Source organism: Nocardia jinanensis (assembly GCF_014645735.1).
GTDB lineage: Bacteria > Actinomycetota > Actinomycetes > Mycobacteriales > Mycobacteriaceae > Nocardia > Nocardia jinanensis.
On record NZ_BMMH01000009.1, the window covers coordinates 260,868 to 284,900 of the forward strand.

Consider the following 24,033-nt stretch of genomic DNA (forward strand, 5'->3'; position numbering starts at 1 on the left):
CAGTATTTACCGACGTGAACGCACGTAGTTTCGACCCTGCCGCGATGCCGACCGTCGCCATGATCGGTGGCGGCCAGCTGGCGCGGATGACGCATCAGGCGGCCATCGAGCTGGGGCAGCGGCTCCGGGTGCTCGCCGAACGGCCGGACGACCCGGCGGCTCAGGTGAGCCCCGATGTGGTGATCGGTAGTCATTCCGACCTCGGCGCGTTGCGCCGGGCCGCGACCGGCGCGCACGCTCTCACCTTCGATCACGAGCATGTGCCGACCGAACATCTGGAGGCACTGGTCGCGGAGGGGGTGAACGTACTCCCGCCGCCGCAGGCGCTGCGGTTCGCCCAGGACAAGCTGGCCATGCGTACGGAACTCTCCGCGCGCGGGCTGCCGGTGCCCGCGTTCACGGTGGTGGAGTCGGAGGCCGACGCGGTGCGGTTCGGTGACGTACACGGCTGGCCGATCGTGCTGAAGGCGATCCGGGGCGGTTACGACGGCCGCGGTGTCTGGATGCCCGAGGATGCCGACGAGGCGGCGAAGGTCACCGCCGAGCAGCTCGCCGCGGGTGTGCAACTGCTGGCCGAGATCCGGGTCCCGCTGAAACGCGAGTTGTCGGCCATGGTCGCCCGTTCCCCGTACGGTCAGGCCGCGACCTGGCCGGTCGTGGAGACGGTGCAACGGCACGGCCAGTGCGCCGTGGTGATCGCTCCGGCGCCCGATCTCGCCGAGGAACTGGCCGCCGAGGCCGAGGAGCTGGCGCTGCGGCTGGCCGCGGATCTCGGTGTGGTCGGGGCGATGGCGGTCGAACTGTTCGAGACCACCGACGGCACGCTGCTGATCAACGAGCTGGCCATGCGCCCGCACAATTCGGGGCACTGGGGGATGGACGGCGCCCGCACCGGCCAGTTCGAACAGCATCTGCGCGCGGTCCTGGACTATCCGCTCGGTGATACCCGCCCGCTCGCGCCGGTGACCGTGATGGCGAATATCCTCGGTGCGCCCGAAGCGCCCGCCATGTCGATGGACGAGCGATTGCACCACCTGTTCGCCCGGATGCCGGACGCCAAGGTGCATCTGTACGGCAAGGGCGAACGCCCGGACCGCAAGATCGGGCATGTGAACGTGCTCGGCGACGATGTCGCGGTAGTACGGGAACGAGCCGAGCGCGCGGCGCACTGGATGTCGCACGCGGTATGGACCGATGGATGGGACCCGCATGAGTGACGTGGTAGAAGGCAGTGCGCCGGGCTCCCCGGCGGTCGGGGTGATCATGGGCAGCGATTCGGACTGGCCCACGATGGAGGCGGCCGCCGGAGCACTGGCCGAGTTCGGGATCCGGTTCGAGGTGGGCGTGGTATCCGCGCACCGGACCCCGCAGCGCATGCTCGACTACGCCGGTGACGCCGCGGGACGTGGCCTGCAGGTGCTCATCGCGGGTGCCGGCGGTGCCGCGCACCTACCCGGAATGGTCGCCTCGGCCACCCCGTTGCCGGTGATCGGTGTACCGGTGCCGCTGAAGTATCTCGACGGGATGGATTCGCTGCTCTCGATCGTGCAGATGCCCGCCGGAGTTCCGGTGGCCACCGTCTCGATCGGCGGTGCCCGCAACGCCGGCCTGCTGGCCGCCCGGATCCTCGGTGTGCACAATCCGGCGCTGCGTGAGCGGATGGCACAGTTCCAGGCTGGTCTGGAGACGATGGTGCTGGAGAAGGACGAGGCGCTGCGCGCACGTCTGCTGGGCTGACCACCAGCGAGACCGGTCCGCCACCGAGCCGGGGTGCCGACCTGCTGTTCAGTGGAGCCGACTGCCATATCGCACTCGACGGACGACTCCGAGAGCCCTGGAGCGCCGCTCGCTACGGTGACGCCATGGACAACGAGGAAACCGCCCGCCGAGTCGGTGGCGCCGAGCTCGTCCGTTTCCGGCTCGGTGTCGTGGACGAGGCGTTGCGTTTGTTCGCGGATCAGGGCTACGAGGCGACCTCGGTGGACGAGATCGCCGAGGCCGCCGGGATATCGCGGCGTACGTTCTTCCGGCAGTTCCGGTCCAAGGAAGATGTGATCTTCGCCGACCACGAGGCCCAGCTGGCCGCGGCGCAGGAGTACCTGCAACAGGCGCAGATCGACCCGTGGGACGCGGTCTGCGAGGCAGCGGTCGGGGTCTTCGAGCGGTTCACCCGCTGGCGCGATATCGCCGATCGCCGCTACCGCGTGGTCCGGCGGGTCCCGGCGTTGCGCGACCGGGAGATCGTGACCGTTTTCCGCTACGAGCGGTTGTTCACCGACTATCTGCGCGAGCGGCTGCCCGATTCTCCCGATCTGTCGCGCGTCCAGTTCGCGGCGGCGGTGACCGCGACCCACAACTATCTGCTGCGCCGGATGATCCGCGGGGAATCGGCGGCGGGCCCCGCCGACCTGCGGTCCGCGCTGAGCGAGATACCCCGGGGCGGCCGGCGTCCCGGGGGCGAGGAGGATCTGGTGCTCGCCGTATTCCGCCGGGACCTGCCCGCCCGGCATATCGCCGAGTTGCTGCGGCAGCGGCTGGGTAGTTTGGCTGAGAATCCCGCCGACTGACACTGAGTGCCAGCATGTGACGCGCGACAGCGGACGAGCTCGCGGTATACTGGGCCAAGGTCTTGACACTGAGTGCCTATTCTTGGCACCACCCCGTACGCAACAGGAGTGAACCCAATGGCGGGAAACCCGGATTTCGATCTGTTCAAGCTGGCGGATTTCCACGATGAGCTGCGTTCGGCCATCCGCGCCCTGTGCGAGAAGGAGATCGCTCCGCACGCCAAGGACGTCGACGAGCATGCCAGGTTCCCCGAGGAAGCCCTCAGCGCGCTCAACGCCGCCGGCTTCAACGCTGTCCACGTCCCCGAGGCCTACGGCGGCCAGGGCGCCGATTCGGTGGCGACCTGCATCGTCATCGAAGAGGTCGCCCGTGTCTGCGGTTCCTCCTCGCTGATCCCGGCTGTGAACAAGCTCGGCACCATGGGCATGATCCTCAACGGTTCCGAGGAGCTCAAGCAGAAGGTGCTCGCCGATATCGTCGACGGTGAGATGGCCTCCTACGCGCTGTCCGAGCGCGAGGCCGGCTCCGACGCGGGCAGTATGCGCACCCGCGCCCGCCAGGAGGGCGACGACTGGATCCTCAACGGTTCCAAATGCTGGATCACCAACGGCGGCAAATCCTCCTGGTACACCGTCATGGCCGTCACCGACCCCGATAAGGGCGCCAGCGGTATCTCCGCGTTCCTGGTGCACAAGGACGACGAAGGCTTCGTGGTGGGCCCGCTCGAGCACAAACTCGGCATCAAGGGTTCCCCGACCGCCGAACTGTACTTCGAGAACTGCAAGGTCCCGGGTGACCGCATCGTCGGCGAGCCGGGCACCGGTTTCAAAACCGCCCTGCAGACCCTCGACCACACCCGCCCCACCATCGGCGCACAGGCCGTGGGTCTGGCGCAGGGTGCCCTGGACGCCGCCCTGGCCTACACCAAGGACCGCAAGCAGTTCGGCAAATCCATCGCCGACTTCCAGAACACCCAGTTCATGCTGGCCGATATGGCGATGAAGATCGAAGCCGCCCGCCTGATGGTCTACACCTCGGCCGCCCGCGCCGAACGTGGCGAACCGAACCTGGGCTTCATCTCGGCGGCCGCCAAATGCTTCGCCTCCGACGTGGCGATGGAGGTCACCACGAACGCGGTGCAGCTGTTCGGTGGGGCGGGCTACACCACCGATTTCCCGGTGGAGCGGATGATGCGCGACGCCAAGATCACCCAGATCTACGAGGGCACCAACCAGATCCAGCGGGTCGTCATGTCCCGCGCCCTGCTCAAGGGGTAATTCTGCGGACCTTGGTGTCCGGTCGGCGGCCTGGGATCACTCTCAGGCCGCCTTCGGGTCGTCGGACGGTCCAGGCCGTCTGAACATGTCATCGATCGCCTGCCGCGCCCTTCCCGAAACACCAGGTGCGTGTACGTCCGCAGTGTGAATCGTCCCGGGAACGTCGAGCGCTTCCGTGCTTTGGAGCCCTCAGCACTCATGGCGACATGGCTGAACTGCTGGATGCCTTCCCGGCGGATGAGTAGCGTCCAACCTCCTCACCGGCGCGTCGAAACGCGTTGATTGCCCGACCGATCCGCTGTTGCTCACCCGGACTCGGCCGTACGCTCTCACCAGTGAAACCGACTGTGGAGGAGGCGGATGACATCGTGGTTGCGGCATAGTGACAGAACGGGCCCGGACCGTCAGGTGGGGATCCTGGTCCGTGAATATCGGTTGGCGAGCGGGTTGAACCAGGCGGCGGTCGCCGAGGCGCTGGGCATCACCCAACAGTTCCTCAGCCAGGTCGAAACCGGTGTCCGGAAAGTGACTCTGGACCAGCGCCACGGGTTCATGCGTGTCCTGGGGATACCTGCGGAGGAACTCGGCTTGGCCGGTCGAAGTCGCCATGGTTCCGCGCTTCACGAAACAAGCGCGGCTGTTGCGTCGAGCAGGGGACGGTGGCGAGTGCAGCGCCATTGGCTCAATCGGCATCGGGCAGAGTTGGGGGATCTCGCGGCTCAATGGCATGCTCTCGAGAACCGGGTGCCCAGGACGACGCTCATCGCGGGTGACGGCTGGTTGGCCGACCGCCCGCTGGAGTTGCAGTCGCTACGGCTGCGGCTGGACGAACGCCCGCAGGCGGTGCAGACAACCGGTGCGGAACCGGAGACGCTATCGGTTCGGCCGCTGCGAATCCCGAGTACACCGTTCGAGACCTACTCCTCGGCGGTGAAACACCTCGACCCACCCCAGTTGTTCGAGTCACGGCCCAGCTATCGGTATCTCGGTGGCTCGATGTCTTCCCGGGCCATGAACTTCGGTCTGGCCACCTACTTCGACAAACTGGATGTATCCGAAGCGCTTGCCCACGAACTCGCGGCGGCAACAATGAACCACACCGAGCCGACCACCGCCGAGCTTCGTGGAAAGCTGCCCTTTCGTGAGCTGGTCGGCGATCCTTTCGATACGGCCGGCCGGGCGATCGTTCCAGCGGTCACGACGTTGACCCTTCGTCTACGGCGGTACCCGGCCGATCCCACCTTTCTGCTGCACTGGCGCGATCCCGCGCGTGTGGCTACCGCGGCCGGGGTGTACGACGTCATACCTGCCGGTGAGTTCCAACCCTCCGGCGTTGCGCTGTGGGACAGGAACAACGACTTCTCGTTGTGGCGCAATATTGTCCGCGAGTTCTCGGAAGAGTTGTTGGGGCAGCCCGAGCACGACGGTAGTCGTAGCTCACCGATCGACTACCCTCGCTGGCCGCTGTACGAGCAGCTCAGCGATGCCAGGCGGCGAGGCAGGCTGAGCGCGTTCGTGCTCGGGCTGGGGGCTGGACGCCCTCACCTTGGCTGCGACGATCTTGACGGTGGTCGTCATCGACGATGACCTGTTCGAAGACGTCTTCGGTTCGACCGTGCAGTTCAACGAGGAAGGCGAAGTCGTGACAGTCGGCGAAGGCTCGGCTGCCGAAGGTATTCCGTTCACTGAATCGGCTATTGATCGGCTGCTCGACACCGAACCGTTCGCCGCGCCGGGAGCCGCCTGCTTGGCACTGGCATGGAAACATCGGCACAGTCTGATCGGCTGAGATCGAATGTCAGGAGTACGAGATGAGTGCCGATCCACGCACACTGACACCGAGCGAACGCGCATGGATAGATACACGCAGCTACGTCCGTGAACATCGATCCGACCTCGACGCTGCCGCCGCGCGGGCCTACCCCGCGCTACACCGTGTCGCCGACTCGACCCTGCTCGCGCACGAAGAGTGGATTCCTTCGGCTCCGATTCACTTGGAAGATGTGGTGTCGGCGCTGGAGGTAACTCCGGTGTCGAAGGCTGTCGGCTCCGCGCCGCCGGCGAGCCCGGCTCTGCCGGTGCGCGGGACGGGCGACCTGTACACCAATTATGCCGAGGCCGTCGGTGAGCTGGTCGCGCCTACGGTGTTCGAGAATCGGCCGACCTTCCGGCTCGTCCACGCCGACCTCACCGCAGAAACACCTTCCATGCGTTTCGGGCTCGGTTCGTACTTCGACAGCATCAATATCGGTGAGGCCGCAGCACACGAGTTCGCCATGGCCCTGCAAGGTCATGGCGAACTGTCCGGGGTCCGTGCGGCGATCACCGACCCTTGTGATCCGGCGCAACGGCCGGTCAATCTCGCCATCAGCACTGTCACTATCCGCCGCGATCCGGGCACGGGGGCCGAATCGTTCCTGCTGCATTGGCGCGACCCCCGAAAGGTCGGTCACGCCGGCGGGATGTACCAGGTAGTACCGGTGGGGATCTTTCAGCCTTCCGGTAACGCCGAGTGGAACATCGGTAACGATTTCTCACTGTGGCACAACATGGTTCGGGAGTTCGCCGAAGAGCTGGGCGGTGCCGACGAAGATCACGGTAGCGAAATCGCTCCGATCGACTACGAGAACTGGGAGTTCGCGGCACGCTTCGACCAGGCTCGGCGTGACGGTTCGGTCGTGGCGTACTGCCTCGGCCTCGGTGTCGACCCCCTGAGCTTCGCGACCGATCTGCTGACTGCTGTCGTCATCGATGGGCCGGTTTTCGACTCTCTCTTCGGTAATGCGCTGAGCAGCAATGCCGAGGGACACATCCTCGAGTGGCAGCCGTTCACTCCGGAACATGTGCAGAGCGTCGTCACCGAGCATCCTGTGCAGGCCGCCGGTATCGCCGCACTGCGGCGAGCGATCTCGCTGCTGGGCTGAAGGGATACAACTGGCTGCTGTACAGCAGCCAGTTGTTAGCTGCGATGCCCCTCGTGGCGAGACGCTGCGGGTGTGAAACCTACCGATTATGCGCGACCAGTCAGCGGGACGTCCGAAGCCGACCCGGGCGCGAGTCCGCCGCACCGGGCCGATCGCGCCACCCTGCCGGGTGCCCGTTGCCGTGGCTCAGGGGCGGAGCGGCGCGGCACGATCGGTGAGTTGCCGAGGGCGATCGGCGTGACCCGGCGGGATGTGATCGGCCGCGGTGCCGATATTCACGCGCTCGCCGAGCGCCACGGCTATAGATTGGTGCACAGCGTCGTCCTCGACACCGGGCCGCTGGTTTCGGCTCTGGTCATCGCGCAGCACGTTTACGAGCACAATGCTCTCGCCGTGGTTGTTCCTGGTTTCGAGCACGTCGACCCGGTGCGTCACGTCATCACCGACCTCGCCGCGCTCATTACGCCCGTGTGTGTCTACCCGCGCGGCTACCGGTGGGAGTTGCCCGAGCGGGGAAAACAACGGTGAGCGGGGCCGATCTCGCATTGGCCCTACTGGCGCTCGGTCTCATCGCGCTGACTGTGGCCTTGTGTCGACCATAGTCAGCAGGCGGTCCGCGAGCCGTTGCGTCGTCGCGCCGCCGGCCCCGATACCCGACATGGCCCGGGCGCGTATGGGCCGCTCATGCCGCTGTCAACGGTGTCCTGAGGACGAATCGTCAACCATTACTCGAGCCCGTGCGCATCGACACCGTCCAAGGACGGCGTCGCAGTTTCCGGATTCTCACCCACCGTCGGCCGTTCGCCGCGCGCATGGGTCTGCCGCCATTGCTCGGCGGCCTGGATCATGGCATGGCCGACATGTTCGAAGAACTGGCCGAAGTCCCGCAGCCGGGCGCCGACGGGTGACGTGGTGCCGAGGGTTTCCGCTCCTCGTCGGGCGACCTCGGCGAGCACGGTGTTCTGGTGGGCGCTTGCCATCCAGCCGCGGAACCAGGCGTCGGCGTCGATGACGTACCGGTCGCGTCGCCGGCGGGGGTCGCGTTCACGACGGATCAGTTCCTGTTGTTCGAGTTCGCCGATGGCCTTGGAGACGGAGGCAGGACTGACCTGAAGGCTTCGGGTGAGTTCGGAGGCGGTCAGGCTGCCACTATCGGTGAGATAGAGGCACGCGAGCACGCATGCGGTCATACGGTTCCGCATCGGCAGTACGACCAAGGCATTCACCGCCACCGAGATGAACCAGTCCTTCGCCTGGTCCGCAGGCGGCATCATCTCCACCACCGGTGACCTCCACCGCTTCTTCGGCGCCTTGCTGGGCGGACACCTCCTTCCGCCCGCTCAGCAGCGGGAACTGCTCACCACCGTCCCCACCGACGGGTCGAACTGGATCCCCGATACCCGGTACGGCCTGGGCATCTTCACACAGACGCTGCCGTGCGGGGTCACAGTCTGGGCAATGGCGGCGCCACCTACGGATCCTGGACCTATGCCGTTGGTTCCCAGGACGGCGCGCACATGCTCACCAGCAACATGAACGGGGACTGGACCGGCTCGGGGCCCTTCGACGACGTGCTGGCTGCGGAATTCTGCCCGGCTGAGCCCTCGGACGGCACTCCTGGATGACTCTTCGCAGCCAGGACTGAGGCAGCTCTCAGCAGGTTGTCCCGGCTCGGTTTCCGCATGATGTTTCCCGGCTGAGCCCCACGCATGGTGTCGGGGCTCAGCCGGTCGGTGGGAACAGCGGTGGAAGAGCGCCGATGGAGATGATCCGCGCGGAGACGACCACAGCAGCCGGGTGTCAGCGTCGGTGTCCGTCGTGGTGCGACGCTGCGGGTGTCCGCTGGGCCCGGCAGCACGAGCTTGACCGTGCCGCGACGGCACGGTGTGGGGTGGTAGTCGGCACAGTCGACCTGCGAGACCACGTCGGAGAGTGGGACATATGCACCGGAAATGGAATCTTCCTCGAGGGCTGCCCCTATTGGCGGTGCTCTGTCTCACCGGGGTGTTGGTCGGGGCGCCCCCGGTGGCCGCCGAGGAGGGCGGCGAGCCCGCCGCGCAACTCCAGTGGGGTCCGTGCCCCGAGGATGTTCCGGCCGAGCCACCGCAGTTGCAGTGCGCGACCATGCCGGTGCCGCTGAACTACGGCGATCCCGGGGGCGCGCAGATCGATCTCATGATCTCCCGGCTGGCCAGCACGAAACCGGACAAGCGGCGGGGCGTGTTGTTGCTGAACCCGGGCGGTCCGGGTGGGTCCGGATTGGGGTTGTCCAAGCTCTTGGCCACCCAAGAGATGCCGGTCGATGTCCTGGACAGTTACGACCTGATCGGCATGGACACCCGCGGGGTCGGTCACTCGTCGCCGGTGAGCTGCGGATTCACGGTCGGCCAGCCGTATTTCACCAATATCCCGCCGTACGCGGCCGACGATGCGGCGGTCGCCGAGCAGGCGGCGGTCGCTCAGGGGGTCGCCGCGCAGTGCGCGGCGAACGACCACGAGGGACGGCTGCCGCATCTGACGACGGCGAACAACGCCCGCGACCTGGACCGGATCCGGGCCGCGCTCGGTGAGGAGACGGCCAGCTTCCTCGGCTACTCCTACGGGACTGCGGTGGGGGCCGCGTACGCCTCGATGTTCCCGGACCGCGCCGACCGGGTCGTGCTCGACAGCAATATCGGCGACACCTTCCTCGACCAGGACGGGATGCGCAGATACGCACGGGGCACCGAGGAGACGTTCCCGGATTTCGCGCGATGGGCCGCCGTGCGGCACGACAGCTACGGTCTGGGCCGGACACCTGAGGAGGTGCGCGCGACCTACTTCACCCTCGCCGAAGGGCTCGACAAGAAACCGGTCGACGGGATCGACGGCGGTCTCTTCCGATTCAGTGTGTTCGCCTCGCTCTTCAACACGAAGTCCTACGATCTGATGGCGCAGACTTGGCAGACCCAGCTCGCCGCCGTGCGGGCAGGCTCCGCGGGCGATCCGGCTGCCGCCGAACCGCCCATCGACCTCGAGGCGGTTTCGCCGGCCGATAACAGCTTGACGGTTTTCCTCGCGACGACCTGCAACGACGTCGAATGGCCCGAGGATGTCGGGGCCTATCAGCGGGCCGTCGCCGAGGACCGCGAGCAGTACCCGCTCTTCGGCGCGGCCACCGCAAATATTGTTCCGTGCGCCTACTGGAAGTGGGGACCGGTCGAGCCGCCGGTGCAGATCGACGACAGTGGGTCGGCCGATGTGCTGATCCTGCAGAACCAGCGCGACCCCGTCACTCCGCTGCGCGGCGGCGAACTGCTCGACGAGAAGTTCGGTGAGAGGTCCCGGCTGGTGACCGCCGACGGTAGTGGGCACGGCGTGTACGTCCTCGGCAAGAACCCCTGCGCGTTGAACATCGCCACCGACTACCTGGTCGACGGCACCATGCCCGAAAAAGACGTGGCCTGCGGGAGCATCCCGGCCGGCGGGTGAGAAACCGATGCCCGGTGCCTGTTCAGGCTCGCGCGGCCAGCAGATCCGCGGTGAGCCGGGCGAGACGGCGGGCATTGCCGGGATCGAGCGAGGGGAGTGAGAGGTCCAGGGTGCGGCCGCGGTCCACGGCGGTGAGTGGTTCCGCGGGCGGGTTGTCGATGAAATCGTGCAGCGGGCGTATCGATTCGCGCACTGGGCGCCCGGCGACCGCGGCGAGGGCACGGATCGCGGCTCTGGTGAGGAAACCGAGCGGGGAGAGGTCGCCGCTCCTGGTGAAGCCCGGGTGGTAGAGGACGACTTTGATCTTGTCGCCGTGCTCTTCGGCGAGCGACACACCGAGGAGATCGTTGGCCCGTCCGGCCTGTAACTGGGCGCCGACCATGCTGTAGCCGCGGGTGAGGTGGGGATCGCCCCAGTGGACCGCGCCCTTCTGCACACCGACTCCGGCGATACTGACGATCACCGGCTGCGCGGCGCGTACCAGCAGCGGAGCCAGCTGGTGCGACAGCAGATATCGGCTGAGGTAATACAGCGCGAAAGTGTGCTCGAAGCCCTCGGTGGTCTGGACGCGTTTGGGCATCGTGCGGTTCGCGAAGAGCAGCAGCGCGTCCACGGCGTCGTAGGACGCGCCGATCTCGCCGACCACCCGTCCCACCTCTGCGACGGAACTCAGGTCGGCGCGTACGAAGCGGAGGCGGTCCGCGTCCGCTCCGGCCGCGGCCGTGAGTTGTTCGCCTTTGGCCGGGTTGCTGCCGATCGCCACGACCCGGTCGCCGCGGGTGAGGCGTTCGAGGGCGATCGCGCGGCCCATGCCGTCCGTACCGCCGCTGATAAGAATGGTTCTGGACATCAACACCTCCGTGGACCCGACTGCTGTACACATCCTCGGCAGCGGCCACCGGAAGCGAAAGAAGGCACTTTTATGTCCAGTACGCACACGGATGTGCCCTCCATCGCCGCCGCCGAACTCCCCACGCCGGTGCCGGTGGCCGAGCACGAGGTCTGCCCGGTGTCGGGGCTGATGAGTCGGATCGGCGACAAATGGAGCCTGCTGGTGATCGCGCTGCTGGCCGGACGCCGCTACCGCTACAACGAATTGCACCGTTCGATCGAGGGCATCAGCCAGCGCATGCTGACCCGGACCCTGCGCGCGCTCGAGGACGACGGGCTCATCGATCGCGTGGTGTATCCGACGGTTCCGCCGGCCGTGGAATACGGGCTCACACCCCTTGGTGAATCGCTGCTGGTCCCGCTCTCGGCGCTGGCCGATTGGGCCGTGGACCATATCGGCGATATCACCACCGCGCGCTCGGTGCGTGCCGGCGCGCGTACGGCCGGCGTGGGCGCGAACAGTGATCAGGGACTCGTCCGGCCGCAATCGCGTACACCCGCGTCGTGACCGGGACGTCCGGAGCGCAAGCGCGGTGCGGATTCCCGGCTCGTCGGCGACCGGCGCCGATGTCGATGTCGATGGCTCACCGGTCGCCGCGTCCGGAATCAGGCCGTGTACCGGTATGCCGGGTAGGTCAGGTAGCCCCGGTCACCGCCCTGGAAATAGGTGTCCTCGTCGGCGGACTCGATCGGAAGTCCGTTGCGCAGTCGCTCGACTAGGTCGGGGTTGGCGAGGAAGGCGCGGCCGAAACTGACGAGGTCGGCGCCCAGGCCGAGCCAGCGTTCGGCGTCGGCCGGGCCGGCCGGCTTCGGACCCGACGGATGAACCGGATTCATGATGAGGGTGCCCGGCCACGCGCGGCGGAGATCGAGGAGTACCTCGTCGTCGATGGTGGCCTCCAGATGGATGTAGGCGAGATCTAGGCCGGCCAGCTCGTTCAGCAGCGCGGAATACAGCTCGGCGGTATCGGTTTCCGTGACGCCCCAGAACCCGCCGCCGGGAGACAGACGGATACCGGTCCGGGCGCCGCCGATCGCCGCGACAGTCGCGGAAACCGCTTCGGCGGCGAATCGGATCCGGTTGCGGACCGAGCCGCCGTAGCGGTCCGTGCGCAGATTGGCGTTCGAGGAGAGGAACTGCGAGATCAGATAGCCGTTGGCGCCGTGCAGTTCCACGCCGTCGAAACCGGCATCGACTGCGCGGCGCGCCGCTTCGGCATACGCTTCGGCCTGCCCGGGGATCTCGGCGGTGTCCAGGGCGCGCGGCATCGGGGCGGGGAGGAGGCCGGTGGGGGCGAAGACATCGCCGACGGCGGGTACAGCCGAAGGAGCGACCGGTTGCAATCCGGTGGTGTCGGGATGGGAGACCCGGCCGCCGTGCATGATCTGCGCGAAGATGCGCCCGCCGTTGGCGTGCACAGCGGCGGTCACCGGACGCCAGGAGTCGACGTGTTCGTCGGTGTACAGCCCGGGGGTCCCCGGATTGGACTGGCCGACCGTGTTCGGTTGCACCCCTTCGCTCACGATCAGGCCGGCTGTCGCTCGCTGTGCGTAGTAGGTCGCCATCGCGGATGTGGCCCGGCCACCGACGGCGGCTCGGACCCGGGACATGGGGGCCATCACCACACGGTTGGGCAGTGCCAGACGGCCCAGTCGGTAGCTGTCGAAAAGGCTGGTCACCTGTGGTCTCCTTCAGATCGGGTGCGCCCCGGCTCGGACACATCGGCTACCGTAAAACCTGACATCCATGTGAGAGGCAAGGTCTGTGGTGCGAGTCACGCGGGAGGTTGCGATGCGAATCGGCGAGTTGGCGGAACGTACGGGGGTCAGCATCCGGTCCCTGCGCTATTACGAGGAGCAGGGGCTGCTCACCAGTACCCGCAGTGCCAGCGGGCAGCGGCACTATACGGCCGACGGGGCCGAACGGGTCGAGTTCATCCAGCGGATGTACGCCGCGGGACTGTCCAGCCGGACCGTCGCCGAATTGCTGCCGTGTGTCGAATCTCCGAGCGAGGAGACCTCCGATGCCGCGCTGGAACGAATGGAGCAGGAACGTGACCGGCTATCCGCGCATATCGACGAACTGATCCGGACTCGCGACGCGCTCGACCAGCTCATGGCCCTGAACCGGGCACACCACGCACGCCTGTAGGGGTCGCGGCCGCACCGTCTCCCGTCGCAACACACGGCGGAACGTGTTGCCGCGCATCATCCGGCTTCTCGTCGAACCGCGCCGACCGGCGTCCATCCGGGCGGGGCCGGGCGGCGGGCCCGATTGAGCTGGTCGATTGGTCCTGGGGGGCTCTGGTCGCGGCCCACTGGGCGGCCCGGAATACCGACCGTACGCTGGGCGCGGTCATGGTCGACGGCGCGTTTCCCTACGACTGGCTCGACGAGGCCATGGAGCAGCGAATCCGCAAGCTGTCAAACGGATGGGCTGGTTCCTGCCGCTGTTGCGCCCGACCGGCCTGGCCCCGCGAATGAGTGCCGAACAGCAGGCCGAGAGCAATATCGAGGTCGGCTGGCTCTCCCGCGAAAGCGAGCTGGGTCCCGTATTGCACAGCATCGCCGTCCCGGCGCGGTACGTGGTCGCTTCGGGCACGTCCTTCGGTAGTCGCGGTGAGGAGCAGGAACGGATCCGCACCGGCCTCGACGCGGTGATCACCGGCAACCCGAACATCCGGATCAGCGCCAAGGTCACGAGCAACCACGGTGCCATCCTGCGCAAGGATTTCCGCGCCATCGCCCGGGCCGTGCACGAGATCGAGGCCGACCAGGACGGTTCGCGGTGACCGGCTGTGCGCGTCGGCGACGACCCGGTGGGTGGGAGACGGCACAGTTCGAACGACAGCGATGTTCCTGGGCGGCAGGGACTTCCGGGCGGCGAGGACCGGTGTATCGGACCTCATCGACCCGGATCGGTGCGAACGGCCGTGAGGAGGCGGCGCAATGAAGCGAGGGTGTCGGAAAGGGCGTCGGGGTCAGGAGAGGAGGCGAGCCAGAGCGCGGCCTCGTTCATGGCGCCGGACAGCAGATGGGTGAGCGGGGCTACGGGTTGAGCTGGGACGACTCCGTCGTCCATCAGCGAGGTGAGGGCTTCGGCGAGGTGGCGGGCGGCGGCGGATTCGTCCATGGCCCGCCATTCCTGCCAGCCGAGGACCGCGGGGCCGTCGATCAGCATGATGCGCTGTATCTCCGGGGTGGTGCAGGCGGTCAGGAAGGTTTCGCAGCCGGTGACGAGCTGGTCCCATGGGTCGGTCCGGGCATCCGCGGCGGCGGCGACCCGGTCGCCGACCTCGGACTGCACATCCTCGAGCACGGCGCGGAACAGCGCGCGTTTGCTCTCGAAGTTGTGGTAGAGCGCGCCCTTGGTGACACCCGTGGCCGCTGAGATCTCGGAAATACTCACGGCGGCATAGCCTTTCGTTGCGAACAGATCTCTGCTCTCGTGCAGCAGCGCACGCCGTGTCTGTTCCCGCTGCTGGACGCGGAGCGAAGCGGCCATTCTCGACCTCCCATTGACATACCGACGGTATGCGACCTAGCGTAGTTCACATACCATCGGTATGTGAACATGGACGCGAAATGGGGCACCCGTGGAGATCAGCAGCTTCTACCCGGTCATCGGCACCACCCGGATCGCGCAGACGCGCGACTTCTACACCCGCTGGTTCGCTTTCGAGATCACCTTCGAGGCGGACTGGTACGTGAGCCTGCGGCGGCGGGCCGGTGAGCGGCACTACGAACTGGCCCTGCTCGACCCCGCCCATCCGACGATTCCCGAGAGCTACCGCAAACCGGTCCAGGGTTTGCTGCTGAATCTCGAGGTCGAGGATGTCGATGCCGAATGGGAACGCCTGGTCGTCCGGGGTGGGCTGCCGGCCGAACTCGATATTCGCTCGGAGGATTTCGGGCAGCGGCATTTCATCGTCGCCGATCCCAGTGGGGTGCTGATCGATGTCATCACCGAGATACCGCCCACCGGTGAATACGTCGAGCAGTTCGCCACCGGCTCCTGACCTGACCGAGCGATAACGGCTAGCTCGAGTCACCGCTTCCCGGGTGCGGGCCGGTGGTTTCGGTCCGCCGGAAGAGCAGGGGCGGCGGGAAATCCCGCGAAACGATCCGCGTACCGGACCACGCGCACACGGTGCGGCTGTCGCGCAGGTGTTCGCCGACGCGCCCGTCCACGATCGTCACATTGCGCACCGGGCACAGACCGGGGCAGGCGATGGTGGTGATCGAACCGGCCCGGTTCCGGAAGAGGGGGCTGCGCAGCTGACGTGAGCTGATCCAGGGCCGGTGCCCCAGCGGGCAGACGACGCAATCGGTGACTTTCATTCCGACCCAGGGGCATTCCCCGGGCACATTGCGCCAGTGCTCGGCCACCCGGCCGCTCACCACGGCCGCGCCGTGCAGGCAATGCAGCGTTTCCGGGCAGCGGTACAGGCCGGATGTGGACTTGGCGACGAGCATCCCGAGGTGGATCCAGGGCTCGGTCCGGCAATCACAGTCAGAACCAGCTGGCTGAGGCATACGGTGTAGTTCGGTGTACCGGTGTTCTCGGATGGGCGGACAATGGACCGAATGATGTCCGGTGCCTGTGCGCAGCTCGGCGACCTGGTCGAACTCCGGGGGCGGCTGCGGCACGTCTACTGGATCGGTGGAGGGAGCGGGGCCGGGAAATCGGCGGTCACGGCGCGTATCGCGGCCCGGCACGGTTTGCGGGTGTATTCGACCGACGACGCCATGACCGACCACGCGCGGCGGAGTACTCCCGGCGCCGCGCCGCGTCTTTTCGAGTTCATGAGTATGAGCATGGACGAGCGCTGGGTGAACCGGTCTCCGGCGGAGATGCTCGAGACGTTCCACTGGTTCCGGGGCGAGGGCTTCGGTGCGATCGTCGACGATCTGCTGGGGATATCCGAGCGCACGGTCGTGGAGGGGTTCCGCCTGCTGCCGGACCTGGTGGCGCCCCTGCTCGCCGACCCGGCCAGGGCGATCTGGCTTCTGCCCGCACCGCGATTCCGCCGGACTGTTTTCGCTGACCGTGGCTGGGCGATCCCGCGCCGGACGAGCGACCCGGACCGTGCGCGGCGAAACCTGCTGCGGCGCGACGAGATGTTCACCGACCGCCTACGTGCGCAGACGCGCGGGCTGGGGCTGCCGGTAGTCGATATCGACGGATCGCTGACGGTCGAGGAAGTGACCGATCATGTGGCGGGTGCCTTCGGCCTGTGAACTACCGGGCGGGCCGATGTCTCATACGTCGGCGCGGCGTCCCCGGGCGCGGGATCAGATCCGGCCGAGATCGATCTCGACGGCGAACGGGGCGGAAACCGCGACCACTCCGGTGAACATCTCGCCGGTCCGGTACGACCCGGTCGCCACTTGCGAGCGCCGGTCGGGCGCCGCGACAACCGGCCGATACCCCGGACAGGATTCCCGAGCACGGTGAGCCGGTCGCTGGCCGACTCGGCGCACCCCGCCGACCTCGTGGATCATATAGTCCGTGAGCGATAACGATCTTGTGGATGTGACCGTCAGCGGACCCGACGAGGAATGGCTGGCGGAGTTCACCCACCGGCTCGTCACGGATCGGCTGGCGGCATGCGGGAACATCTTCCCGGATGTGCGGTCCATCTACCGGTGGGAGGGTGCGGTGGAGGACGCGTCCGAGGCCGTTGTCGTACTGCACACCCGGGCGTCGCTGGTGCCCGCGATCGTCGAACGGGCCAATGCCGAGCACCCCGATGAGGTTCCGCAGGTCGTCGCGGTACCGGTGGCGGATGTGAACCCCGCCTACGGGCAGTGGATCCTGGACGAGACCGTCGGCTGATCGCGGTAGATCGCCCGCCCGGCGCCGCGGCCCGTGCAACCCCTCACCGGCGAACCCGGCCCGGCGTGCGGTCGAGCTCAGCGGTGGACCAGGTCCGCGTATTCCGGATGAGCACCGATGTAGTCGTCGACGTACCAGCACGTGGCCGCGACCTCGAAGCCGGCGGTGCGGGTCTCGTCGAGCGCGTACTTCACCACCTGCGCGGCCACACCCCGCCCCCGGAACTCCGGGAAGGTGATGGTGTGGTGGAAGTTGCGGACCTTCGGCGACTCCGTCTCCGCGTAGTCGGCATAGCCCGCGAGGGTTCGGTCGAGGTAGATCTCGAAGCGGGTGTCGTCGGCGTTGTGCCGGAGTTCGGTACTCACCTTCGGTGGAACCATGGGCCGGGTGCGGTTTGTTCCGGTATCAGAGGATGGCGCCGGGGTTGAGGATGCCGTGCGGGTCCAGGGCATCCTTGATCCGCCTGGTCAGGTCCATGACCTCGGGCCCCAGCTGATTCGGCAGCCACGCTTTCTTGAGACGGCCCACACCGTGTTCACCGGTGATGGTGCCGCCTAGGGCGATGGCCAGTTCCATGATCTCGCCGAAGGCGCGGTGCGCGCGCTCGGTCTCGTCGGGGTCGGCGGGGTCGTGCACGATCAGCGGGTGGGTGTTGCCGTCCCCGGCGTGCGCGATCACCGAGACGGTGACGTCGTTGCGCCGGGCGATCCCGGCGATGCCGGTGACCAGATCGCCGAGGCGGGGGAGCGGTACTCCGACGTCTTCGAGCAGCAGCGGACCGAGCCGTTCGACCGCGGGGATCGCGTAGCGGCGGGCGGCGGTGAAGGCTTCCCCTTCTTCCGGGTCGGCGGTGTGGAATGCCTCGGTGGCCCCGGCGGCGCGGCAGGCCTCCAGCATGATCCGGGCCTCCTGCGCGGCATGGTCCCCGGGTGCGTCGGACCGGGCGACCAGCAGCGCGGCGGCGTCGCGGTCCAAGCCCATCCGCAACTCGTCCTCCACGGCGTTGATGGCGACGGTGTCCATGAACTCCAGCATGGCCGGGCGCAGCGCGCCGGTGACGGCCAGAATCGCCTCGGTGGCGGCGGTGAGGGTCGCGAACGAGGCGACCACGGTGCTCTGCACGGGCTGCGCGGGTAGCAGCCGCAGCGTGAGTTCGGTGATGACGCCGAGGGTGCCCTCGCTGCCGACGAACATCTTGGTCAGCGACAGCCCGGCCGAATCCTTCAGCCGGGGACCGCCCAGCCGGACCGCGGTGCCGTCGGCCAGCACGACTTCCATCCCGAGTACGTAGTCGGTGGTCACGCCGTATTTCACACAGCACAGGCCGCCTGCGTTGGTGGCGGCGTTACCGCCGATCGAGCACATCTCGAACGACGAGGGATCCGGGGGATACCAGAGCCCGTGTTCGGCGACCGCCCGTTTCACCTCGGCGTTGAGCAACCCGGGCCCGGCTACGGCGGTCCGGGTGACCGGGTCGATGCTGATACCGCGCATCCGCTCGGTGCTCAGGACGATCCCGCCGTCCACCGCGGTCGCCCCACCGGAGAGTCCGGAGCCCGCGCCGCGCGGCACCACCGGGACCCGGTGCTCGTCGGCCCAGCGCAGGGTGGTGGATACATCGGCGGTTCCGGTCGCGCGGACCACGGCCAGCGGTGTCCCAGCGGCCGGATCCTTGGCCCAGTCCTGCCGGTATCCGGCGAGGACATCGGGGTAGGTGAGTACCGCGCCGGTGGGTAGGAGATCGATCAGTTCACGCAGGTCCACGCCCCAACGCTAACCGCTTCCGGCCGAGTTGGGGTCCCGTCCGCCCGGACGGGACCCCGGGACCTCACAGGCCGTGTCCCCGCGAACCGTTCACCGATTCCGCGAGTTCCGCCTCCTCGGCGGCGGTGAAACCATCACGTCGCGCGGCGACCGCGGTATCGAATTCCTCCTCCACCAGATCGGCGTTGATATGCGCACCGGCCGTGGCGCCCGCGGCGGCGGCCGGCCCGACCTGCGCGGAGAGATCGGTGACGTTGCCCGCGGCCCAGACCCCCGGCACCTCGGTGCGGCCGGTGGCATCGCTGGGGATGTAGCGGCCGAATCCGCCGGGATGCTCGACGGCCGCCAGTCCCAGCCCTTCCAGGAACCCGGAGCGGGCCACCATATGCGTACCCACGGCGACGACCTCCCTGGCGACAACGGTGCCGTCGGCGAGCTGGATACCGCTGATCCGGTCGTCGGTGATCTCGATCCCGGTCACCTTGCCCGGCACCACCCGCACGCCGCGGGCGGCGAGACGTTCGGCGGCTTCCGGGGTGGGATCGGGCTGGTCGTGGGTGAAGTACACGACGTCGTCGCTCAGTTGCCGGAACAACTGCACCTGGTGCACGGATATCGGCCCGCGGCTCAGCACGGCGATCGCCCGGTCCCGCACCTCCCATCCGTGGCAGTACGGGCAGTGCACCACGTCGCGGCCCCAGCGTTCCCGCAGTCCGGGGATATCGGGCAGTTCGTCGGTGAGCCCGGTCGTCACCAGCAGCCGCCGGGCCCGGACCGTCCGCCCGTCGGCCAGGGTGACTGCGAAACCGTCACCGTCCCGGGTGGCGGCGGTGATCTCCCCGGACACCACCTGACCGCCGTAGCGGCGTACCTCTGCGCGGCCGGTCTCCAAGAGTTCCGCCGGCGGCATCCCGTCGCGCCCCAGCAGCCCGTGCACGCCCGCGGCGGGCGCGTTGCGCGGCTCGCCCGCGTCGATCACCACCACCGTGCGCCGCGAGCGAGCCAGCATGAGCGCCCCGTTCAGACCGGCCGCCCCACCACCTGCCACCACCACGTCGTAATCGTTCTCCAGTTGCTCGGTCACCGTGACCACCTCCTCCGCGCCGACTATCCGCACCTCCGATCGAATTGGCAAACAAATTTGCTGAATCAACAAAAAATAGGAGTCGCGAAGCTTCGCTGTCCAGCCGGGGAACCACGTCCGAACTGTGGGTTTGCCGCGCGCTCACCTGCCCGTCACCTGATCCTGCGACGCTGACACCGTGCAGGACCTGGCGACGAACGCTGATATGTGGGAGATCCGGTTCGCCCGATGGTGCGCGGCGGTGGTCGCGCGGCTGCCCTGGGGTCTGAGCCGGATCGTCGCCCCCACCTTCCTCGGTTTCGCGCTGATCAACGGTTTCACCTTCGGCGTCGACCTGCTGATCCTCACCGTCCTGCGCAGCGGACTCGGCCTGCCGGGCTGGTTGTCGGTATCGGTCGGCTACAGCTGCGCCTTCGCGCTGGCGTTCTATCTCAACAGGCGGCTGAACTTCCGCTCCCACGCGCCGGCCGGCCGCCAGGCGGTGGTCTACGCGGTGGTCGTCCTGATCAACTATCTGGCCTTCATCCTGGGTGTGGGGGCCGGGCTGGCCGCGCTCGGCGTGCAGTACCACGTGTCGCGCCTGCTGGCCGGGGTCTGCGAGGCGGTGTACATGTACTCGGCCATGCGCTGGATCGTCTTCCGGCGTCGCTGACGTCTACGACCGGATCAGCCGGTGTACAAGCGGGTTTCCTTCCCGTCGCGGACCACCACATCGGCGTCGGTGAGTGCCCAGTGCGGCGTGCCCGCCGCGGCGAGCCGATTCGCGAGCGCGTTACCCGTGCCCTCGGGGTCGGTGGGCGAATCCAGATGCGGAACTATCGGGCGATCGATCACACCGAGGCCCGCCCAGACCGGATCGATACCGCAGGCCGGCTGTACTTCGCCCGGATCGTCGGAGGTCTCCAGGCCGTGCAGGTCCGGGCTCAGAACACAGGCGCCCGCACTGTAGCCCGCGTACACCAGGGCGTCGGCTTCCAGCAGTTCCGGGAGTATCCGGTCGGCGCCACTGCGGGCGAACTGGGCACGCAGGACGAAGGTATTGCCCCCGCGTACCCAGACCACCGGGAACCGCGCCAGCCGATCACCCAGTTCCGCCGGGCGGCCGTCATACTCGCGTAGATCCACCTCCTCCGGGCGGAAGCCGAGTTCGCGCAACGGCACCAGCTCGCTGGTCAGCGCGGCATCGCGAGCCCGCGGCCAGGAGTCGCAGGCATTGGCGATCACCGCGATCGGGCCCGGTGCGCCGGTCATCGCCGCGAAGACGTCGTAGTGCGCGCCGAACCGGTAGCTCGCCAGGAACAACCGCATCTCAGATGGTGAAGGCGAGATTGCGGACAATCCGCCGGCCCAGTTCCGCGTCTCCGCGGAAGGTGATCCGGTCCAGTGCCGATTCGGCGTCCACCCGGCCGCCACCGAGCCGGATCAGCAGACCGGAGTCCGATTCCACTGTCACGGTGGGTTCCGCACCGGGCGCGTCCACATAGCGGGCGCGATCGCCGACCTCGATGTGCAGAGTGCGCGCGAGCGGTCCGGTGAGTGCCAGGGTGATCAGCGATCCGGCCGGTGCCGCACCGCGTTTGGCGATAACGCGGGGCAGTGACTTCGCGAATTCGGCGAAGGCGAGTTCACCCCGGGCGCCCCCCTCGTCGACCCGCTCACCGAGGGCGTCGGCGATATCGAGTTCGTGCATCCAGCAGTCGAACAACCGGACTCGCATGAACCGCGCGTAGGGCACTTCGCCCACCGGCGACGGAGTCGGCGCGGACCATGCCGCGTCGTCCATGGCGGCGAGTGCCGCGCGGCGACGGTCGATCACCGCGCGGTAGAGGCCGAGTAGTTCTGTGCCCGGGCGGAGTCGCAATCGCTGCACCCAGATCTCGTTGAAGGCGCCGATCTCGTTGCGCACGTGTGGCAGAGTCTTCACCTCGACATCGGGGGCCTGCCGATCACGTGCCGGGGGTTTGTCGCCGAGCAACATCGATTCGGTACCGATCACATGGCTCAGCACATCGAACACGGTCCACCCCGGCAGCGGTGAGGGTGTGCGCCACCGGTTCTCGTCGAGGCCGGTGACGAGTTCGGCCAGCGCGTCGAACTGCTCGGACAATCGCGCGGTGAGCTCGGTTCGGTCGAGAGTATCGGTCACTTGCTCCTCCTTCTGAGCCGGTACATGCGATCCGCGGAGGCCGAAGCGAGGGCGGGTGCATGCGATTCGTGCGAACGGTGATCGGATCAGGCGGTGTCGTCCGCGGACCCGGTCCGGGGGTCCAGGGCGGCCAGATCCGCGCGTAGTGCGGCGGCGACGCGTTCCGGTTCGCGCGAGCGGCGCAGGACGAGTCCGGTCGCGAACCGGAATTTGTCGCCGTGGCTGCGGGGGATCACGTGCAGGTGGACGTGCGCGACCGTCTGGAACGCGGCTTTGCCGTCGTTGACCAACAGGTTCGCGCCGTCGGCGGCGAAACCGGGACCCTGTACCGCCCGGGCGATGCGATGGCCGACGCGGAACAGATCCACCCCGGTTTCGGCATCCAGTTCGGACAGATCGGTGGCATGCCGCTTCGGGATCACCAGGGTGTGCCCACGGGTGATCGGCCGGATATCGAGGAAGGCGGTCACGGTGTCGTCCTCGTAGACCCGGTGGGCCGGTGCGGCGCCGGCCACGATCCGGCAGAAAACGCAGTCGCTCACCCGCCGCACTCTACGGCGTAAGGGCGAGTCGGTCCCGCTGTCGGCCGTTCGGCTTGGCAAACTTTTCAAACTCGCGGGCATGGTTCTGCGGATCTATCCCGTGATCAGGATTTACCGATGCGAAGATAACCGCCCGCCGCCTCGGAATGTGACGGGCATCTCAGCTAATCTCACTGCGGCCGATGTACGGTTGCCAGGATTTCGGGCGGTGGTGTCCCAGGACACCTCCGCCCGGCGCCGTTGATCGGCGGCCGAAACAGTAGGAGAGGGAAGCAGACAAGTGGAGACGACACGGGTGGGAGCAGGGGGGGAAGAAACACCGACCGTGAGCGATTCGTCGCCGCGCGGGGCGCGTGTCGGTGTCGTTCGCGAATCCGCCGCGGGCGAGCGGCGGGTCGCCTTGGTTCCGAAGATCATTCCCACGCTGGTGAAACAGGGTGTGGAGGTCGTGGTCGAGGCCGGGGCCGGATCTGGCGCGCTCATTCCCGATACCGCCTACGAGGAAGCCGGTGCGACGATCGGAAATCCCTGGTCGGCCGAGGTGGTCGTCAAGGTGGCCCCGCCCAGCGACGCCGAGGTGGGCAAACTGACTTCCGGGCAGACGCTCATCGGATTCCTCGCCCCGCGCAACGCCGACAACCAGATCGACGCGCTGAAGAAGGCCGGCGTGCAGGCGTTCGCGGTGGAGTCCATTCCGCGAATCTCGCGCGCCCAGGTGATGGACGCGCTGTCCTCGCAGGCGAATGTGGCCGGGTACAAGGCAGTACTGCTGGCGGCGTCGGAATCGACCCGCTTCTTCCCCATGCTCACGACCGCGGCCGGAACGGTGAAACCGGCGACCGTGCTGGTGCTCGGCGTCGGCGTGGCCGGGTTGCAGGCGCTGGCCACCGCGAAACGTCTCGGCGGCCGGACCACCGGTTACGACGTCCGGCCCGAGGTCGCCGACCAGGTGCGTTCGGTGGGTGCCCAGTGGCTCGATCTCGGGATCGACGCCGCCGGTGAGGGCGGCTACGCCCGCGAACTCACCGACGAGGAGAAGGACAAACAGCAGCAGGCCCTCGAGGACGCCATCAAGGGTTTCGACGTGGTGATCACGACCGCTCTGGTGCCCGGCCGCCCGGCGCCGCGACTGGTTACCGCCGATGCGGTGGCCGGTATGAAACCGGGCAGCGTCATCGTCGACCTCGCCGGGGAGACCGGCGGTAACTGTGAACTCACCGAACCCGGCCAGAACGTGGTCAAGCACGATGTGACGATCTGCTCGCCGCTGAACCTGCCCGCGACGATGCCCGAGCACGCCAGCGAGCTGTACTCGAAGAACATCGCCGCGCTGCTGGAACTGATGCTCGCCGAGGGCGAACTGAAACCGGATTTCTCCGATCAGGTGCTGGCCGATTCCTGCGTCACCCGTGACGCCGAACCGACAACGAAGGCGCAATGATGTACACCGAGCTGCTGGCGAATATCGCGATTCTGGTGCTGTCCGGTTTCGTGGGTTTCGCGGTGATCTCCAAGGTTCCCAACACC

Annotated in this window: 29 protein-coding genes and 1 pseudogene; 19 read left to right on the top strand and 11 right to left on the bottom strand. The window is 67.6% G+C overall.

Going from position 1 to position 24,033, the window contains the following annotated elements; all coding sequences use genetic code 11:
• Positions 1-44: 44 nt before the first annotated feature.
• The 8 genes from IEY68_RS21910 to IEY68_RS21945 all read left to right on the top strand — a co-directional run bounded on the left by IEY68_RS21910 (position 45) and on the right by IEY68_RS21945 (position 7,297).
• On the top strand, positions 45-1,217 hold the full coding sequence (locus tag IEY68_RS21910; RefSeq protein ID WP_189094443.1) for a 5-(carboxyamino)imidazole ribonucleotide synthase: 1,173 nt from the start codon (positions 45-47) through the stop codon (positions 1,215-1,217).
• Positions 1,210-1,737 carry a 5-(carboxyamino)imidazole ribonucleotide mutase gene (gene purE, locus IEY68_RS21915; protein ID WP_229718910.1) on the top strand — a complete coding sequence of 176 codons (528 nt, stop codon included), beginning with the start codon at positions 1,210-1,212 and terminating at the stop codon, positions 1,735-1,737. Before IEY68_RS21910 ends, purE begins: the two co-directional genes overlap by 8 nt.
• A gap of 125 nt (positions 1,738-1,862) precedes the next feature.
• Positions 1,863-2,567: a TetR family transcriptional regulator gene (locus IEY68_RS21920; RefSeq protein WP_062998706.1), complete on the top strand. Its 705-nt coding sequence runs from the start codon at positions 1,863-1,865 to the stop codon at positions 2,565-2,567.
• Positions 2,568-2,684: 117 nt separating this feature from the next.
• The gene (locus IEY68_RS21925; RefSeq protein ID WP_062998704.1) at positions 2,685-3,845 is read left to right on the top strand and encodes an acyl-CoA dehydrogenase; all 1,161 of its coding nucleotides are present in this window, start codon (positions 2,685-2,687) and stop codon (positions 3,843-3,845) included.
• A 360-nt stretch (positions 3,846-4,205) separates the two neighbouring features.
• Positions 4,206-5,432, top strand: coding sequence for a helix-turn-helix domain-containing protein (locus tag IEY68_RS21930; RefSeq protein WP_189094436.1), 1,227 nt, complete (start codon positions 4,206-4,208; stop codon positions 5,430-5,432).
• On the top strand, positions 5,413-5,634 hold the full coding sequence (locus IEY68_RS21935; protein WP_189094437.1) for a hypothetical protein: 222 nt from the start codon (positions 5,413-5,415) through the stop codon (positions 5,632-5,634). The genes IEY68_RS21930 and IEY68_RS21935 overlap by 20 nt, the downstream gene beginning before the upstream one ends.
• A 22-nt stretch (positions 5,635-5,656) precedes the next feature.
• Positions 5,657-6,769 (top strand): hypothetical protein, encoded by a 1,113-nt coding sequence (locus IEY68_RS21940; RefSeq protein WP_062998703.1) that lies wholly within the window; start codon positions 5,657-5,659, stop codon positions 6,767-6,769.
• A gap of 237 nt (positions 6,770-7,006) precedes the next feature.
• Complete coding sequence (locus IEY68_RS21945; protein ID WP_062998701.1) at positions 7,007-7,297, top strand: hypothetical protein; 291 nt, start codon at positions 7,007-7,009, stop codon at positions 7,295-7,297.
• A 197-nt stretch (positions 7,298-7,494) separates the two neighbouring features.
• Here IEY68_RS21945 and IEY68_RS21950 read toward each other — a convergent pair whose 3' ends face one another.
• Positions 7,495-8,043, bottom strand: a complete 549-nt coding sequence (locus IEY68_RS21950; RefSeq protein WP_229718918.1) for a MarR family transcriptional regulator — start codon at positions 8,041-8,043, stop codon at positions 7,495-7,497.
• A 162-nt stretch (positions 8,044-8,205) separates the two neighbouring features.
• Between IEY68_RS21950 and IEY68_RS36355 the strand changes: the two genes are divergently transcribed.
• Both IEY68_RS36355 and IEY68_RS21960 read left to right on the top strand, forming a co-directional pair.
• Positions 8,206-8,394, top strand: a complete 189-nt coding sequence (locus tag IEY68_RS36355) for a hypothetical protein (protein WP_229718911.1) — start codon at positions 8,206-8,208, stop codon at positions 8,392-8,394.
• 316 nt (positions 8,395-8,710) lie between these two features.
• Positions 8,711-10,240, top strand: coding sequence for an alpha/beta hydrolase (locus IEY68_RS21960; protein ID WP_062998699.1), 1,530 nt, complete (start codon positions 8,711-8,713; stop codon positions 10,238-10,240).
• 22 nt (positions 10,241-10,262) lie between these two features.
• On the opposite strand, the gene IEY68_RS21965 is transcribed toward IEY68_RS21960, so the two are convergent.
• Positions 10,263-11,090 (bottom strand): SDR family NAD(P)-dependent oxidoreductase, encoded by an 828-nt coding sequence (locus tag IEY68_RS21965; protein ID WP_062998834.1) that lies wholly within the window; start codon positions 11,088-11,090, stop codon positions 10,263-10,265.
• Positions 11,091-11,162: 72 nt separating this feature from the next.
• On the opposite strand from IEY68_RS21965, the gene IEY68_RS21970 reads away from it, so the two are divergent.
• Positions 11,163-11,639 carry a winged helix-turn-helix transcriptional regulator gene (locus tag IEY68_RS21970; protein ID WP_062998697.1) on the top strand — a complete coding sequence of 159 codons (477 nt, stop codon included), beginning with the start codon at positions 11,163-11,165 and terminating at the stop codon, positions 11,637-11,639.
• 98 nt (positions 11,640-11,737) lie between these two features.
• On the opposite strand, the gene IEY68_RS21975 is transcribed toward IEY68_RS21970, so the two are convergent.
• On the bottom strand, positions 11,738-12,811 hold the full coding sequence (locus IEY68_RS21975; protein ID WP_062998695.1) for an alkene reductase: 1,074 nt from the start codon (positions 12,809-12,811) through the stop codon (positions 11,738-11,740).
• Positions 12,812-12,923: 112 nt separating this feature from the next.
• Between IEY68_RS21975 and IEY68_RS21980 the strand changes: the two genes are divergently transcribed.
• A complete protein-coding gene (locus tag IEY68_RS21980; RefSeq protein WP_062998832.1) occupies positions 12,924-13,283 on the top strand; it encodes a MerR family transcriptional regulator in 360 nt (119 codons plus the stop codon).
• Between the two features lie 280 nt (positions 13,284-13,563).
• Positions 13,564-13,923 (top strand): hypothetical protein, encoded by a 360-nt coding sequence (locus tag IEY68_RS21985; RefSeq protein ID WP_229718912.1) that lies wholly within the window; start codon positions 13,564-13,566, stop codon positions 13,921-13,923.
• Between the two features lie 113 nt (positions 13,924-14,036).
• Here IEY68_RS21985 and IEY68_RS21990 read toward each other — a convergent pair whose 3' ends face one another.
• Positions 14,037-14,636 carry a TetR/AcrR family transcriptional regulator gene (locus tag IEY68_RS21990; protein ID WP_062998693.1) on the bottom strand — a complete coding sequence of 200 codons (600 nt, stop codon included), beginning with the start codon at positions 14,634-14,636 and terminating at the stop codon, positions 14,037-14,039.
• A 91-nt stretch (positions 14,637-14,727) separates the two neighbouring features.
• On the opposite strand from IEY68_RS21990, the gene IEY68_RS21995 reads away from it, so the two are divergent.
• Complete coding sequence (locus IEY68_RS21995; protein ID WP_062998691.1) at positions 14,728-15,150, top strand: VOC family protein; 423 nt, start codon at positions 14,728-14,730, stop codon at positions 15,148-15,150.
• A gap of 19 nt (positions 15,151-15,169) precedes the next feature.
• Here IEY68_RS21995 and IEY68_RS22000 read toward each other — a convergent pair whose 3' ends face one another.
• Positions 15,170-15,607, bottom strand: a complete 438-nt coding sequence (locus IEY68_RS22000) for a hypothetical protein (RefSeq protein WP_062998690.1) — start codon at positions 15,605-15,607, stop codon at positions 15,170-15,172.
• A gap of 111 nt (positions 15,608-15,718) precedes the next feature.
• Between IEY68_RS22000 and IEY68_RS22005 the strand changes: the two genes are divergently transcribed.
• Positions 15,719-16,372, top strand: coding sequence for a hypothetical protein (locus tag IEY68_RS22005; RefSeq protein WP_062998830.1), 654 nt, complete (start codon positions 15,719-15,721; stop codon positions 16,370-16,372).
• Positions 16,373-16,643: 271 nt separating this feature from the next.
• Positions 16,644-16,970, top strand: coding sequence for a divalent-cation tolerance protein CutA (cutA, locus tag IEY68_RS22010; protein WP_062998686.1), 327 nt, complete (start codon positions 16,644-16,646; stop codon positions 16,968-16,970).
• A 77-nt stretch (positions 16,971-17,047) separates the two neighbouring features.
• On the opposite strand, the gene IEY68_RS22015 is transcribed toward cutA, so the two are convergent.
• The 3 genes from IEY68_RS22015 to IEY68_RS22025 all read right to left on the bottom strand — a co-directional run bounded on the left by IEY68_RS22015 (position 17,048) and on the right by IEY68_RS22025 (position 19,863).
• Positions 17,048-17,335 carry a GNAT family N-acetyltransferase gene (locus IEY68_RS22015; RefSeq protein ID WP_062998828.1) on the bottom strand — a complete coding sequence of 96 codons (288 nt, stop codon included), beginning with the start codon at positions 17,333-17,335 and terminating at the stop codon, positions 17,048-17,050.
• 40 nt (positions 17,336-17,375) lie between these two features.
• Positions 17,376-18,734 carry an FAD-binding oxidoreductase gene (locus tag IEY68_RS22020; RefSeq protein WP_062998684.1) on the bottom strand — a complete coding sequence of 453 codons (1,359 nt, stop codon included), beginning with the start codon at positions 18,732-18,734 and terminating at the stop codon, positions 17,376-17,378.
• Positions 18,735-18,798: 64 nt separating this feature from the next.
• Positions 18,799-19,863: an NAD(P)/FAD-dependent oxidoreductase gene (locus IEY68_RS22025; protein WP_229718919.1), complete on the bottom strand. Its 1,065-nt coding sequence runs from the start codon at positions 19,861-19,863 to the stop codon at positions 18,799-18,801.
• 160 nt (positions 19,864-20,023) lie between these two features.
• On the opposite strand from IEY68_RS22025, the gene IEY68_RS22030 reads away from it, so the two are divergent.
• Entirely contained in the window at positions 20,024-20,470 is a 447-nt protein-coding gene (locus IEY68_RS22030) for a GtrA family protein (RefSeq protein ID WP_062998824.1), read from the top strand.
• A gap of 14 nt (positions 20,471-20,484) precedes the next feature.
• Here the strand turns inward: IEY68_RS22030 and IEY68_RS22035 are convergent, their stop codons facing one another.
• The 3 genes from IEY68_RS22035 to IEY68_RS22045 form a co-directional block, all read right to left on the bottom strand.
• A complete protein-coding gene (locus IEY68_RS22035) occupies positions 20,485-21,126 on the bottom strand; it encodes a Type 1 glutamine amidotransferase-like domain-containing protein (protein WP_062998682.1) in 642 nt (213 codons plus the stop codon).
• A gap of 1 nt (position 21,127) precedes the next feature.
• Positions 21,128-21,964, bottom strand: a complete 837-nt coding sequence (locus tag IEY68_RS22040) for a maleylpyruvate isomerase family mycothiol-dependent enzyme (protein ID WP_062998680.1) — start codon at positions 21,962-21,964, stop codon at positions 21,128-21,130.
• An 86-nt stretch (positions 21,965-22,050) separates the two neighbouring features.
• Positions 22,051-22,506 carry an HIT family protein gene (locus IEY68_RS22045; RefSeq protein WP_062998678.1) on the bottom strand — a complete coding sequence of 152 codons (456 nt, stop codon included), beginning with the start codon at positions 22,504-22,506 and terminating at the stop codon, positions 22,051-22,053.
• A 325-nt stretch (positions 22,507-22,831) separates the two neighbouring features.
• Here IEY68_RS22045 and IEY68_RS22050 point away from each other — a divergent pair, with 325 nt between their 5' ends.
• Positions 22,832-23,947 carry a Re/Si-specific NAD(P)(+) transhydrogenase subunit alpha gene (locus IEY68_RS22050; RefSeq protein WP_062998676.1) on the top strand — a complete coding sequence of 372 codons (1,116 nt, stop codon included), beginning with the start codon at positions 22,832-22,834 and terminating at the stop codon, positions 23,945-23,947.
• A pseudogene (locus IEY68_RS22055) lies at positions 23,947-24,033 on the top strand (NAD(P) transhydrogenase subunit alpha); the annotation flags it as partial. The gene IEY68_RS22050 and the pseudogene IEY68_RS22055, both read left to right, overlap by 1 nt.

Excerpts from the sequence above, each read along its gene's own strand:
- IEY68_RS21910 (WP_189094443.1), top strand. The coding sequence starts at position 45 with ATGCCGACCGTCGCCATGATCGGTGGCGGCCAGCTGGCGCGGATGACG.
- purE (WP_229718910.1), top strand. The coding sequence starts at position 1,210 with ATGAGTGACGTGGTAGAAGGCAGTGCGCCGGGCTCCCCGGCGGTCGGG.
- IEY68_RS21920 (WP_062998706.1), top strand. The coding sequence starts at position 1,863 with ATGGACAACGAGGAAACCGCCCGCCGAGTCGGTGGCGCCGAGCTCGTC.
- IEY68_RS21925 (WP_062998704.1), top strand. The coding sequence starts at position 2,685 with ATGGCGGGAAACCCGGATTTCGATCTGTTCAAGCTGGCGGATTTCCAC.
- IEY68_RS21930 (WP_189094436.1), top strand. The coding sequence starts at position 4,206 with ATGACATCGTGGTTGCGGCATAGTGACAGAACGGGCCCGGACCGTCAG.
- IEY68_RS21940 (WP_062998703.1), top strand. The coding sequence starts at position 5,657 with ATGAGTGCCGATCCACGCACACTGACACCGAGCGAACGCGCATGGATA.
- IEY68_RS21950 (WP_229718918.1), bottom strand. The coding sequence starts at position 8,043 with ATGATGCCGCCTGCGGACCAGGCGAAGGACTGGTTCATCTCGGTGGCG.
- IEY68_RS21960 (WP_062998699.1), top strand. The coding sequence starts at position 8,711 with ATGCACCGGAAATGGAATCTTCCTCGAGGGCTGCCCCTATTGGCGGTG.
- IEY68_RS21965 (WP_062998834.1), bottom strand. The coding sequence starts at position 11,090 with ATGTCCAGAACCATTCTTATCAGCGGCGGTACGGACGGCATGGGCCGC.
- IEY68_RS21970 (WP_062998697.1), top strand. The coding sequence starts at position 11,163 with ATGTCCAGTACGCACACGGATGTGCCCTCCATCGCCGCCGCCGAACTC.
- IEY68_RS21980 (WP_062998832.1), top strand. The coding sequence starts at position 12,924 with ATGCGAATCGGCGAGTTGGCGGAACGTACGGGGGTCAGCATCCGGTCC.
- IEY68_RS21985 (WP_229718912.1), top strand. The coding sequence starts at position 13,564 with ATGGGCTGGTTCCTGCCGCTGTTGCGCCCGACCGGCCTGGCCCCGCGA.
- IEY68_RS21990 (WP_062998693.1), bottom strand. The coding sequence starts at position 14,636 with ATGGCCGCTTCGCTCCGCGTCCAGCAGCGGGAACAGACACGGCGTGCG.
- IEY68_RS22000 (WP_062998690.1), bottom strand. The coding sequence starts at position 15,607 with ATGCTCGTCGCCAAGTCCACATCCGGCCTGTACCGCTGCCCGGAAACG.
- IEY68_RS22005 (WP_062998830.1), top strand. The coding sequence starts at position 15,719 with ATGATGTCCGGTGCCTGTGCGCAGCTCGGCGACCTGGTCGAACTCCGG.
- IEY68_RS22030 (WP_062998824.1), top strand. The coding sequence starts at position 20,024 with ATGTGGGAGATCCGGTTCGCCCGATGGTGCGCGGCGGTGGTCGCGCGG.
- IEY68_RS22035 (WP_062998682.1), bottom strand. The coding sequence starts at position 21,126 with ATGCGGTTGTTCCTGGCGAGCTACCGGTTCGGCGCGCACTACGACGTC.